Here is a 12,810-nt window from a genome sequence, read left to right as displayed (position 1 = left end):
GCAGTCTAAAAAAAATGGATAAAGTAAAAGCAAAAAAACACCTCGGTCAGCATTTCTTAAATGACGAAAACATCGCACAAAAAATTGCCGATGCACTTACCTTGGACGGCTATAAGAAAGTACTGGAAATTGGTCCGGGAATGGGGGTGCTTACAAAGTACCTTCTGGAGAAACCCATCGAGACCTACGTGATCGAAATCGATACCGAATCCGTGGAGTATTTGCAAAACCATTATATCAAACTAAGCAACAAAATCATTTCTAAAGATTTCCTGAAATACAACATCAACGAAGTCTTTCAAGGGGAACCGTTTGCTATCATCGGTAACTTCCCGTATAATATCTCGTCGCAAATCGTGTTCAGAACACTGGAAATGCGCGGCCAAATCCCAGAATTCGCCGGAATGTTTCAAAAGGAAGTAGCCGAGCGTATCTGCGAGAAAAAAGGAACGAAAGCCTACGGAATCTTGTCGGTATTAACCCAAGCTTTCTACGATACCGAATACCTATTTACCGTATCTGAACACGTATTCACTCCACCTCCAAAAGTGAAATCCGGAGTAATGCGTATGAAACGTAAAGAAAATTATAAGCTGCCTTGCGATGAGAAATTGTTCTTCAACGTAGTAAAAACAGCCTTCAACCAACGTAGAAAAACACTCCGAAATAGCTTAAAAAGCTTTAACATGTCTGTTAATTTAAGAGAAGATAGTATCTTTGACCTGCGTCCGGAACAAATTTCGGTAGAGCAATTCATAGAACTCACTCAAAAAATCGCAGCCGATGGAGTTTAAAATCAGTAGAGACTTTCTTGTTCAAATCGAACAACTCATTAGTGAAAACCGTGCACAGGAACTCGAAAACTTGTTGCAGGATATTCACTTTGCTGATATTGCCGATATCATGGATGAGCTTGACGACTACGGTGCAAGCTACATCTTTAAGGTATTGGATTCCGAAAAAACAGCCGAAGCGCTTCTGGAATTAGACGAAGAAGTTCGTGTCAAAATCCTTAAAAACCTCTCGGCAAAAGAAATTGCAGAAGAATTAGATGAGCTGGATACCGATGACGCTGCCGATATCATCGCAGAATTACCGCAATCCAAAAAAGAAGAGGTAATCTCTGAGCTGGAAGACGTCGAACACGCAAAAGACATTGTCGATCTATTGCGCTACGACGAAGATACCGCCGGTGGTCTAATGGGAAAAGAGCTCGTGAAAGTAAACGAAAACTGGAACGTTTTAACCTGTGTTAAAGAAATGCGTATGCAGGCCGAACACGTTACCCGTGTGCATTCTATTTATGTGGTCGACGACGACGACCGCCTGAAAGGCCGATTGTCCTTAAAAGATTTATTAACCACTTCTACTAAAACACCAATTAGCGATGTCTACATCAAAAAGGTGGATTATGTAAAAGTGGATACCAAAGATGTCGAAGTGGCACGTATCATGCAAAAATACGACTTGGAAGCCATTCCCGTTGTAGATGAAATGGGACGCCTCGTAGGCCGTATCACCATCGACGATATTTTAGACGTGATCAAAGAGGAAGCCGACAAGGATTACCAGTTAGCTGCCGGTATCTCGCAAGACGTAGAAGCAGATGACAGCATCCTGCAACTTACCCGTGCTCGCTTGCCTTGGTTGGTCTTGGCCTTATTCGGCGGATTCATTAGCGTTCGTGTGTTGGGCTTCTTCGAACCAGCCATGAAAACGCACCCCGAATTGTTTTTCTTTACTCCACTAATCGCCGCAATGGGCGGAAACGTCGGAGTACAGTCGTCCGCAATCATTGTTCAAGGTTTGGCCAACAACGCCATCACCGGAAGTATCGTGGAACGCCTCTTGAAAGAATTATCCCTGAGTTTGTTAAACGGCGTAATTTTAGCTTCCATATTGTTTCTGGGAAGTTATTACTTGCTCAATTTCGAAGCACACATCGGTGTAACCGTAACCGTAGCGCTCATCTCGGTAATCGTTATCGCATCACTCAACGGGACGTTTATTCCAATCATCTTGAACAAATACGGTATCGATCCGGCTTTAGCAACCGGACCGTTTATTACAACCAGTAACGATATCTTGGGAATCTTAATTTACTTCTCTATCGCTAGAATTATTCTCGGATTTTAAGTTAGACAAGTTAGACTTCTTAGATCAGTTAGATAGTTTAGATTGTTAGACTATCGATGAATTAAACACTCCAAAAGTCTCAGAAATCCAAGCAGTCTAAGTAGTCCAAGAAATCCAAGAAATCCAAGAAATCTAAAAATCTAAGCAGTCTAAGTAGTCTAAAAATCCAAGTAGTCTAAAAAAGATTTTTCTTCTTAAACAAAAACGCCCCAACCATAGCCAAAAATCCAGATACCAATACGATAATTAGCAATCCGTTCGGGTTGTTTTCCAATGCATTCGGTACATTCATCCCGTAAATACTGGCAATCAATGTCGGAATCATCAAAATAATCGAGATCGAAGTCAAACGCTTCATAATCACATTCAAATTGTTCGAAATCACAGAGGCATATGCATCCATCATCCCTGATAAGATGTTGCTGTAAATGGTAGACATCTCTTGTGCCTGCTTCAACTCAATATCTACATCTTCTAAAAGGTCTTCATCAAAGGAGTCTTTTTCGGATTTGACGTTTTTGATCTTATGAAATAAAATGTCGTTGCCTTTGATTGAAGTGATAAAATACACCAAACATTTCTCCAACTCCAACAAGGCTTGTAGCTCCTCGTTTTTAATCGATTTCTCTAAGTTGTCTTCCGCTAATTTGATGCGCTGATTGATTTGCTTTAAGTATTTCAAATACCAAATACTCGATGATAACAATAGTTTCAATACCAAATCATAATGGTTGCGTACCACCAAATGTTTGCGTTGGGTATACACTACAAAATCATCCAAGACTTCGGTTTTGTAAAAACAAACCGACACAAAACAGTTGTCTTTGAAAATAAGTCCTAATGGAACGGTGGTAAAGGGTAATTTCGAATCGGTATTCTTATACGGAATGCGCATAATAATCAAATGCCATCCGTTTTCTTCTTCAATACGGGGTCTTTCATCAACGTCTTCAATATCATTGTAAAACGCTTCAGGAATTCCTAAAGTGTCCAATAAAAAGGCTTTGTCGTTCTCGGTAGGGTTTTCTACGGCAATCCAGCAGTTGTCGTTAAGGTTCTCAGTACTGTCTAATCCTGAAACACCATTGCGGTAAAAGTTTCTCATGCTTAGGGCTGTTGTTTGACGAACAAAGCACTGGCATGGCTTTGCTCTAAATTAATTGTATTTCCTCTGGGAGTCGTCCATTGTAAATTATGAATAGCAAAATTTGGCGCAAATGTAGGTTTTCTTAAACGGTGAAAACTTAAAATTGACTTAATTTTTTGTTTTGGAAGAAATAAATACAGATTGAGATAGAGTTATTAAAGGAGGATTTTATTTTTTTAAAATTTTAGGTTTGGACTCATCTTGTAAAATGTGTAACAGTTTAAATATTATTTCGTTTTATTAATAGAAACGCTAAATATATAATAATGGGAAAAATTAGAGCAATTAAAATTGAGACTGAGTTTGAGAAAGAATTAAATCGTCGAAGAAAAGAAAATTATGACTTTTTAGTTGCTCAAAGTACTTATGAAAAAAACAAGTTAGAAATGAAAACTATCAAATGGATTCTAATTTTATCAATGCTTTCTAATATAATTCAAATATTTAAGTAGAAAGTCGATTCATTAGTAAATGTTTCAGTAGATTCGATTCTTGTTTATGATTAAGAGGAGGTAGTTTCAAAAACTCCTCTTAATTCTTTTATTTATCTTAATAAGCTTTTTTATTATAGGATTATACATTTCACTTTGCAGCATTACAATACACTTAAAAACAAATAGCCTGTAAAGTTGGTTTTGGGAGTAGTACAAATTAATGCGTCATAGTAAAATAGGCCTTTCCCAAAGCATGTCCTAAATGGTATAATGAAAATAAAACGAATGTAACTGCAATAGCAATTTTAGCAAACTGTTTAGTTGTAATCATGAAATAACTGTATTTAAATGTTAAAATTACTTCGCTAATAGCCTTCCGTAATGTTCTCCTATCTCAAAAGAAACTATACAAAGTAGGAATAATACAGCCAAGGGATATAACACAAAACGAAACTTAGAAATTGGAGAATTGAAAATTGTCATCATCGTGGATAGTTCAAATTATAAAGTATAAAAATATTAAATTTTTGTAAGAAAAGTAGTAGTTATGAAATTTTTTTAGAAAGAAGTGCTACTACTTAGTGTATTGGCTACACTTTAGGAGTATTCAATTATTGCATTTTGCTTTAAAAGAAGCGAAAAATAGCTTAGGTCAACTGCAAAATGGCTTAGGTCAAGTGCAAAACGATTTAGGTCAAGTGCAAAATGGCTTAGGTCAAGTGAAAAATAGCTTAGGTCAAGTGCAAAATGGCTTAGGTCAAGTGAAAAATAGCTTAGGTCGAGTGCAAAATGGCTTAGGTCAAGTGCAAAATGCCTTAGGTCAAGTGAAGAATAGCTTAGGTCGAGTGCAAAATGGCTTGGGTCTAATAAAAGAATGTTTAGGTGAAGTGATACTTGTTTTAAAGTATTGTTTATGAGTTTTTTAGCATTGAAATTAATTTTTGGCACAAACATTGTGTAGGAAAATTCATCAATATTTAAAACAAAATAGACTATCAATCATTTAAACGAAAAGCTATGACTATTAAACAAGAAGAATTTGTACCAGTGGCCGATATGTTAATCGCCAGTTTTGAAAGAGATCAGATACAATTAGAAGCCGAAAACGAATTGTTTTCCCAAGTTTTTTTGAATGCTTTCAAAGCACAAACGGAAAAAGTAAGACAACTCGAAAGAGCGGATACCTTACTTATCCAACAAAAAACAATTACAAGAGAATTGTATCAACTGGCCGATGATTTAAGAAAACCACTCAAATTATTTGGGATTGTAATTGAAAAAGCGGGTTTACCTACCAATCTAGTTCAGGATACTCTTTCTAATTTGAGAGTCAGGAATATGGAGGGTGTATTGGTCAATCTAAAATCGATTAATCAAGTGGTAAACAGCAATCTAGATCTGTTAACCGGTAAAGCAATGAAATCCAATTTTCCCGATTTGCTGGAAACCAAATTCGAAGAAATTACCATTAAAAGTAATCTGCAAAGTAAAATTATGCAGCAACGACAGTTACTAACCCATAATAATCTAGAAATTTACAATACGCTGTACAACGATTATATTGTGGATGTATGTAAAATTGGAAAGGTAGTGTTCGATGGTCAGGCAAAAGTAAAAGAGTATACCATTAGCAATCTGGTAAAAAAACTTCGAGTTGCACCTGTCGCCAATAAAAGAAGTGCTATAGCCTAAAAGTAAACTCCCGAATTGTCGGGAGTTTTTTTATTACGCCATTCAAATTTGTAACTTTGGAAAGATCAAAATCAATCACTTTGAAACCACAAGACGTTACAATACTACACATCGACAGCAATCATCCTTTGCTTTGGAACCAATTACAGGAAGCCGGATTCAACAACGAAGAAGATTTTTCTTCTTCTAAAGAAGAGGTGGAAGCTAAAATAGCCCACTACCACGGTATCGTAATTCGAAGCCGCTTTAAAATAGACCAAACGTTTTTGGATAAAGCAACCAATCTGCAATTCATCGCAAGGGTAGGGGCCGGACTCGAAAGTATCGATTGCGACTACGCCGAAAGTAAAGGGATTCACCTGATCGCCGCGCCGGAAGGCAACCGAAACGCGGTGGGAGAACATGCTCTTGGAATGCTACTGTCCTTACTCAATAAACTTAATAAAGCGGATAAGGAAGTCCGCTCCGGACAATGGAACCGCGAAAGCAATCGCGGTCATGAACTCGACGGGAAAACGGTGGGTATCATCGGCTACGGGAACATGGGAAAATCTTTCGCCAAAAAACTACGCGGATTCGATGTCGATGTCTTGTGCTACGATATTCTAGACAATGTAGGCGATGAAAATGCCAAACAAGTCACTTTACAGGAATTCCAACAAAAAGTGGAAGTACTCAGCTTGCACACGCCTTGGACTCCCGAAACGGATAAAATGATCAATTCGACATTTATTGATGCGTTTGCCAAACCGTTCTGGTTCATCAATACGGCTCGAGGCAATAGCGTGGTTACTGCCGATTTGGTTCAAGCACTACAATCAGGAAAAATACTAGGCGCCGGACTCGATGTACTGGAATACGAAAAACTTTCTTTCGAAACCTTATTCGATGAAACAAAACCCGAAGCATTTGATTATTTACTAAAGGCAACCAATGTGCTGCTTACGCCTCATATCGCTGGTTGGACATTCGAAAGCAAGGAAAAACTCGCACAGACTATTGTTGATAAAATAGTTAAAATCTATTCCTGACGGAAGGGTTTGATATACAGTGTTGTAAGGAATATTTTACTACATTTAGCACTACTAAAAAACTAAACAATGAATAAAGCTTCGTATTATTTGGTGCTGGCCATAGGCGTATTGTCGGTACTGAGTTTCTTTCCACACGCTTTCATGGGGATGAAAGACGTGATGGAATACATTGAAAAAGGGGTAATACAGGAACCTGCTGCCAACGGCATGCGAATGATTTGGTTGTATTCGTCGATTATGATGCTACTCTCCGGATTGAATTTACTTATTCTCGCAAGTCATATTCTCATCGGAAGCCACAAAGCAAGAGTGCAAGTATTAATTTTAGGCATCGGATTGGTTATCTTCGGATTAGGTTGTACCTACATCTCCGGAAAAATAGACGCCATGTCGGTTTTTACCTTCGAAGGAATAGTATTAATAATGGCGACTACTATATTGTACAAAAAGGCACACCACCTTCATGATGTAGAACCTCACCAGGTGTAAAAATAAAAGTGAAAATTTTCGTATAAATTTTTATATTGCACACCCATAAAAAAGGAATAAAATTAAATCAAAAAAGGAAGTAGTTGTTGAAATGAATGTGTTCGATTGGTATAAGGAAGTAGTGTTTAATAACTATGTAAATTTTAATGGTAGAGCCAGAAGAAAAGAGTATTGGTACTTTACCTTGGTTCATGTTTCAATCATGATTCTAGTGGTTCTTATTGGTGGAGTTTTGTCTGGTGGAAAGGAACCTAATGGTTTTTTTGTCGCACTACTTGGTGTATATTTATTACTAACTTTTATACCTAGTGTAGCGGTGACTATCCGTCGCCTTCATGATGTAAACGTGAGTGGATGGTTTTATTTGATAAATATAATCCCATATGTAGGAGCCTTTATTCTGTTCGTCTTTGCCTGTACCAATGGTATAACTGGAACGAATAGGTATGGTCCTGATCCCAAAAAACCGATAGATGAAATCGACGAAATAGGACAAGAACAATAATACATAATGAATAATGGAGGTACCGAAAATCCAAAACAGAGTAGGAATTAACTAACTAAAACAAAATGTTATGATTCAATGGTTTAAAAAAGTAGTTTTTGAAAACTATGCTAATTTCAAAGGAAGAGCAAGAAGAAGTGAGTATTGGTATTTCTTTTTGACTCAATTTCTTATCACAATAGTATGTTATATTTTGTTCGGTGTATTTGCTGCAATGGATAACTTAGGAGTGGGAATGATTTTTTATGCAATTGCAATGTTATTCTCTTTGGCAACAATGATTCCTGGATTAGCTGTTGGTGTAAGAAGAATGCACGATGTAGGTAAAAGCGGTTGGTTCTTGTTAGTGCCAATTTACAGCTTGATTTTAGCGCTTACTGAAGGTGAAAAAGGAGCGAATGCTTGGGGAGAAGATCCAAAAGCGGTTCTAAATGAAGTAAACGAAATCGGAAACGAATAATCAAATAAATAATAAACAATAATTAATAACTAATGGAAACATCAAGACCAACAGAAGAGTGGAATAACCCAACGCCACAAGCACCACAAGAAAACAAAAAAGTATTAGCGGGTGTAATGGGGATTTTATTCGGAGGATTCGGAGTGCATAAATTTATTTTAGGATACACAAACGAAGGATTAATTCAAATCGGAATTACAGTTGTAACGTGTGGAGCAGGTAGTATTTTAGGATTCATCGAAGGAATCATCTACTTGACCAAATCAGACGATGAATTTTACCAAACGTACCAAGCCAACAAAAAAGCATGGTTCTAATAGAAAAGGTATTAAAAAAAGCCGGGGATTATTCCTCGGCTTTTTTAGTTGTATTTTGTTGTTCTTTTTGCTCTTCTAGTTTGCGTTCCAATTCAGCTTGAAACTCTTCCATAACCGGCTTCACTGTGCTTTCTGGTAAATCCGCAATTCGGATGTACATCAAACCGTCTACCGCATTATTAAACAAAGGATCCACATTGAAAGCTACCACTCGGGCATTCTGCTTGATGTATTTCTTAATCAATACCGGTAAACGTAAATTCCCCGGTTCCACTTCGTCAATAATCTTGTCGAACTTATTCAAATCGGCTTCCGTTTCATTAAAGATGAAATCTTTGTCCGCATCTTTTAACTTCACTCTGAACTCCTTCTTCGGATGCACGTACTGCGCAATATAAGGATCATAATAGTGTGACTTCATGAATTCAATCATCAACGACTTCGAAAAATCGGAAAACTGATTACTGATACTCACACCGCCAATTAAAAACTTATGTTCCGGATAACGTAAAGTAGTATGTACGATACCTTTCCATAATAGGAATAAAGGCATCGGTTTTTGCTGGTATTCCGAACGAATGAAAGCACGACCCATTTCTATGGATTTGCTCATCATGTCATACAATTCCGGTTCAAATCGGAACAAGTCCTGAAGATAAAATCCGTTGATACCATACTTTGCATAAATCTGACTACCCAATCCCATACGATACGCTCCAGCAATTTGTTTGCTTTCATCGTCCCATAAAAACATATGGTGGTAGTATTTGTCAAACTTGTCAATATCTATCGATTCATTGGTTCCTTCACCCACTTCTCGGAACGTGATCTCACGCAAACGACCGATTTCATGTAAGATGTTAGGGATTTCATCAGCAGAAGTCAAAAAGACTTCGTAATTCTTACTTTGTAACAAACGGGCATCCTGGTTGCGAAGTTTATCCACTTCGGCAATCATTTTTTCTTGATTGGCTCCGGTAACAATAGTTTTGGCAGGCTTGCTCGGTGCTTTTAAAATAGGAGTCTGCAATAGCTTGGATTCCTTTTCAAAAGCATTCGATAGCATATAGGTTTTTTTACGTAAAAACTCGGCGTATTCTTCAATCGTTTCGTATTCGTTTTGTTCCGCAACTGAAATCGGTTTACCAATACGAACTTTGATTACGCGGTCTTTCTGTGTTAACAACTCAGAAGGTAATTTCGCCGTACGAAGTGTATCGCTAATTTTAGATAAGAAGTAAAACAACTTACTGTTTTTAGCATGGAAATAAATGGGAACCACAGGAACCTGTGCCTTACGAATCACTTTGATAGCGCCTTCTTCCCATTGTTTGTCTACTACCAATTTGTCGTCTTTGTAAGTAGAAACTTCTCCGGCAGGGAACATCCCCAACGGTTTGCCATCACTTAAATGACGAAATGTTTCTTTCAATCCAATTACACTCGATTTGGCATCCTTATGATTTTCAAAAGGATTTACCGGCATAATATACGGCTTCAACGGTTCGATACGATGCAATAGGAAATTGGCAATGATCTTGAAGTTAGGTTCTCTTTCCAACATCAATTTCAGTAATAAAATACCGTCAATACCTCCCAGTGGATGGTTGGATATGGTAATATACGCTCCGTCTTTCGGTAAGCGTTTTAAATCTTCTTCCGGAATTTCAAACTTTATCTGGAATTCATCCAAAATAGCATTTAAAAACTCGACGTCTTTAAGATCCTTATTACGGTTGTATATTTTATTTAATGTGGATATTTGAAGTACTTTCATTAACAGCCAACCGGAAAAAGTACCTAAAATTCCGTACTTATCCGTATTAATTGCTTTGGCAACTTCTTTTGCGGTAACTAAACCCATTCAGTCAATCATTTTTAAGCGAATCACAAAGATAGAAAAACTTATGGTAAATTAGGAAAAAGATTTAACATTAGAACTTGTACAAAATAGCAGGTTTTAATTTAAATATTTGGTTTGTAATTAGTTAACATTTAATGGTGGTTTTGGTTTGTTGACGAATGTTTTTTCAATACTTTTGAAAAAATTGAATTGCCAAATTAATGAAAATCATTTCTTACAATGTAAACGGAATAAGAGCGGCCATTACCAAAGGTTTTTTAGATTGGTTGCAAGCTGCAAATCCGGATGTCATCTGCCTACAGGAAATCAAAGCAGTACATGACCAAATTCCCATGATGGATATCGAAATGGCAGGGTATCCTTATCAGTATTATTTTCCTGCCCAAAAAAAAGGATACAGTGGTGTTGCCATTTTGTCTAAAGTGGAACCGAAAAACGTAGTGTACGGAACCGGAATCGAACACATGGACCATGAAGGACGTAACTTGCGTGTGGATTTCGAAGATTTTTCGGTGATGAGTTTGTACCTGCCTTCGGGAACCAATATCGACCGCTTGGATCACAAATTCAAATACATGGATGACTTCCAAGAGTATATCAATACGTTGAAAAAAGAAGTTCCTAATCTTATCATTGGTGGTGATTACAACATTTGTCACGAAGCCATCGATATTCATGATCCGATCAGGAATGCAAAAGTTTCTGGGTTTTTACCAGAAGAACGGGCTTGGCTCGATGCTTTTATGCAATCCGGATTCATTGATAGTTTCCGTCATTTCAACAAAGAACCGCACAACTACAGTTGGTGGTCGTACCGCGCCAATGCCCGTGAAAATAATAAAGGTTGGAGAATCGATTACAATCTGGTTTCCCAACCCATGAAAGACAGAATGAAAAGAGCGTTGATCCTACCCGAAGCGAAACATTCTGACCATTGCCCCATCTTAGTAGAAATTGAATAAATAAATACCACATCATATGATAAAAAGAGTTTCCCTTGGACTATTGGTATTAGCATTAAGCACGTCTTGCGTGTCTAAAAAAATGTATACCGATTTAGAAAATAAGTTCGCCGAACTTAAGAAAGAACGCAACGCGCTTTCTGATGAAAACGAAGGATTGAAAACTTCCAAAACGCAATTGGAAAACGACAATGCAAACCTTAAAAGTGAATTGGAAAAGACAATCGCGGAGAGAAATAAATTGGCTTCTGATTATGCAGCGGCAAGCAATAGCTTAAAAGCATTGAAAGATTCGTACGATGCTTTGGAGAAAAACAGCAGTGAAGCATTAAAAACCAACATGGATAAAAACCGTGATCTTTTGGCTCAACTGGAAGCTAAAGAAAAAGCTTTGGCTGCAGAAAAAGCCCGTTTGGAGAAATTAAGTGCCGATTTGAAAGACCGTTCTGAGCGTGTGAATGAACTGGAAGGTTTGATTGCTGCGAAAGAAGCTTCTCTGAAAAAATTGAAAGAAACACTTTCGAAATCATTAAAAGCTTTTGAAGGTAAAGGATTAACCGTACAACAAAAAGACGGGAAAGTATATGTTTCTATGGAAAATAAATTGCTTTTCGAATCGGGTAGCTGGACTGTTGGTGCCGAAGGTAAAAAAGCGGTTGATTTAGTGGGGAAAGTTTTAGCTGACAATCCTGAAATTGCGGTTTTGATTGAAGGACATACCGACAACGATAAAATTACAGGAACGTTAACTGGTGGTGTTGAAAACAACTGGGATTTGTCTACCAAAAGAGCAACTGCCATTGTAAACATTTTATCAGCAAATGCTAAAGTGAAAAAAGAAAATCTGACAGCAGCAGGTCGTAGCGAATATTCTCCGATTGTGAGCAACGATACTAATGATGGTAAAGCGAAAAACCGTCGTATCGAAATCATTTTGACTCCGAAATTGGACGAATTATCAAAAGCATTAAACGAAATTTAATGACATTATAAATCCATAAAAAAAGGTTCAGTAAAGCTGAACCTTTTTTTTATTTTGTTATTTGAAGTTTTTCATCACCATGTCGATGGTAATCGCACAAGAAACAATAGCTATTTTATTGGTGTCTTCCGCATATTCCGGTACAATAGATGCATGGTATTTATCAGCACGCGTAAAAAACTCTTTCATTACACCACCCCATTTTTTGTTAATGGTTCCAATTTGCTGCTCTTCGGCATTCACAATTTTAAAATCCCACGCTTTCCAGTCGCCTGTAATTTTAGCAATATTCTCTTCCGCTGCATTAGCAATGGTAAAAGTAGGTTTGAATAATTTGAATTTTTGCTTGATAGTACCAATTACTTCATCTTTGGCGTCGGAAATCGTAATTTTACTCATCCAAAATGTCCAGCCTCTATGGATAGTAACCTGTAAGTCATTGTCCATGTTGTACACTTCCAAAGTAAAAGGGAATAAAGCTTTGTTTAAAAACAAGCGTAAAAATTTATGCCATCCTGAAACGTTCTGTTGGATAATACCCACTTGTTCTGCCTCTTTGTTGTATACTTTGTAGGTATTTCCAAATTTGAAATAGTTTACATTTTCATCAATGAAATAATCATTGCTTTCAAAAAATTTAGGGATCATTAAAGATTCTTGTGACATGCTATTTGTTTTTTTTTATTCGGATGCGATATTACAAATTTTTGAAGAAAACCGCTACACTATTTACAGAAATAAGTTGGTAAATCTAATGCCCAAGATTGTATCTTTGCTTTCTGAAATTT

General features: G+C 37.1%; 15 protein-coding genes. 12 read left to right on the top strand and 3 right to left on the bottom strand.

The features are described 5' to 3' along the window. Positions 1–14: 14 nt before the first annotated feature. Both rsmA and mgtE read left to right on the top strand, forming a co-directional pair. The gene (gene rsmA / locus ACS8MM_RS12540; protein WP_379717436.1) at positions 15–794 is read left to right on the top strand and encodes a 16S rRNA (adenine(1518)-N(6)/adenine(1519)-N(6))-dimethyltransferase RsmA; all 780 of its coding nucleotides are present in this window, start codon (positions 15–17) and stop codon (positions 792–794) included. Next, positions 784–2,136, top strand: coding sequence for a magnesium transporter (mgtE, locus tag ACS8MM_RS12535; RefSeq protein WP_379717434.1), 1,353 nt, complete (start codon positions 784–786; stop codon positions 2,134–2,136). The genes rsmA and mgtE overlap by 11 nt, the downstream gene beginning before the upstream one ends. A 175-nt stretch (positions 2,137–2,311) precedes the next feature. Here the strand turns inward: mgtE and ACS8MM_RS12530 are convergent, their stop codons facing one another. Further along, entirely contained in the window at positions 2,312–3,241 is a 930-nt protein-coding gene (locus ACS8MM_RS12530) for a magnesium transporter CorA family protein (protein ID WP_379717432.1), read from the bottom strand. A 308-nt stretch (positions 3,242–3,549) separates the two neighbouring features. Between ACS8MM_RS12530 and ACS8MM_RS12525 the strand changes: the two genes are divergently transcribed. The 8 genes from ACS8MM_RS12525 (at position 3,550) to ACS8MM_RS12490 (ending at position 8,214) form a co-directional block, all read left to right on the top strand. Then, positions 3,550–3,735 (top strand): hypothetical protein, encoded by a 186-nt coding sequence (locus ACS8MM_RS12525; protein ID WP_379717430.1) that lies wholly within the window; start codon positions 3,550–3,552, stop codon positions 3,733–3,735. Between the two features lie 596 nt (positions 3,736–4,331). Beyond that, on the top strand, positions 4,332–4,634 hold the full coding sequence (locus tag ACS8MM_RS12520) for a hypothetical protein (RefSeq protein ID WP_379717428.1): 303 nt from the start codon (positions 4,332–4,334) through the stop codon (positions 4,632–4,634). Between the two features lie 100 nt (positions 4,635–4,734). Continuing rightward, the gene (locus tag ACS8MM_RS12515; protein WP_379717426.1) at positions 4,735–5,409 is read left to right on the top strand and encodes a hypothetical protein; all 675 of its coding nucleotides are present in this window, start codon (positions 4,735–4,737) and stop codon (positions 5,407–5,409) included. A gap of 80 nt (positions 5,410–5,489) precedes the next feature. Then, positions 5,490–6,440 (top strand): 2-hydroxyacid dehydrogenase, encoded by a 951-nt coding sequence (locus tag ACS8MM_RS12510; RefSeq protein WP_379717424.1) that lies wholly within the window; start codon positions 5,490–5,492, stop codon positions 6,438–6,440. 69 nt (positions 6,441–6,509) lie between these two features. Beyond that, the gene (locus tag ACS8MM_RS12505; RefSeq protein ID WP_379717422.1) at positions 6,510–6,932 is read left to right on the top strand and encodes a hypothetical protein; all 423 of its coding nucleotides are present in this window, start codon (positions 6,510–6,512) and stop codon (positions 6,930–6,932) included. 91 nt (positions 6,933–7,023) lie between these two features. Then, complete coding sequence (locus tag ACS8MM_RS12500) at positions 7,024–7,437, top strand: DUF805 domain-containing protein (protein ID WP_379717420.1); 414 nt, start codon at positions 7,024–7,026, stop codon at positions 7,435–7,437. Positions 7,438–7,507: 70 nt separating this feature from the next. Continuing rightward, positions 7,508–7,897 carry a DUF805 domain-containing protein gene (locus ACS8MM_RS12495; protein WP_379717418.1) on the top strand — a complete coding sequence of 130 codons (390 nt, stop codon included), beginning with the start codon at positions 7,508–7,510 and terminating at the stop codon, positions 7,895–7,897. A gap of 32 nt (positions 7,898–7,929) precedes the next feature. Next, entirely contained in the window at positions 7,930–8,214 is a 285-nt protein-coding gene (locus ACS8MM_RS12490) for a TM2 domain-containing protein (protein ID WP_379717416.1), read from the top strand. 28 nt (positions 8,215–8,242) lie between these two features. Here ACS8MM_RS12490 and ACS8MM_RS12485 read toward each other — a convergent pair whose 3' ends face one another. After that, entirely contained in the window at positions 8,243–10,078 is a 1,836-nt protein-coding gene (locus tag ACS8MM_RS12485; RefSeq protein ID WP_379717414.1) for a GNAT family N-acyltransferase, read from the bottom strand. A gap of 200 nt (positions 10,079–10,278) precedes the next feature. Between ACS8MM_RS12485 and ACS8MM_RS12480 the strand changes: the two genes are divergently transcribed. Both ACS8MM_RS12480 and ACS8MM_RS12475 read left to right on the top strand, forming a co-directional pair. Beyond that, positions 10,279–11,040: an exodeoxyribonuclease III gene (locus ACS8MM_RS12480; protein ID WP_379717412.1), complete on the top strand. Its 762-nt coding sequence runs from the start codon at positions 10,279–10,281 to the stop codon at positions 11,038–11,040. Positions 11,041–11,056: 16 nt separating this feature from the next. Next, entirely contained in the window at positions 11,057–12,022 is a 966-nt protein-coding gene (locus ACS8MM_RS12475) for an OmpA family protein (protein WP_379717410.1), read from the top strand. 57 nt (positions 12,023–12,079) lie between these two features. Here the strand turns inward: ACS8MM_RS12475 and ACS8MM_RS12470 are convergent, their stop codons facing one another. Beyond that, on the bottom strand, positions 12,080–12,688 hold the full coding sequence (locus tag ACS8MM_RS12470; protein ID WP_379717408.1) for an LURP-one-related/scramblase family protein: 609 nt from the start codon (positions 12,686–12,688) through the stop codon (positions 12,080–12,082). Positions 12,689–12,810 lie beyond the last annotated feature (122 nt).

This window comes from Flavobacterium sp. MAHUQ-57 (assembly GCF_051908335.1).
In the GTDB taxonomy this organism is placed as follows: Bacteria; Bacteroidota; Bacteroidia; order Flavobacteriales; family Flavobacteriaceae; genus Flavobacterium.
The sequence above is the reverse complement of the archived record's forward strand: the minus strand, read 5'-3'. Positions and strand labels throughout refer to the sequence as shown.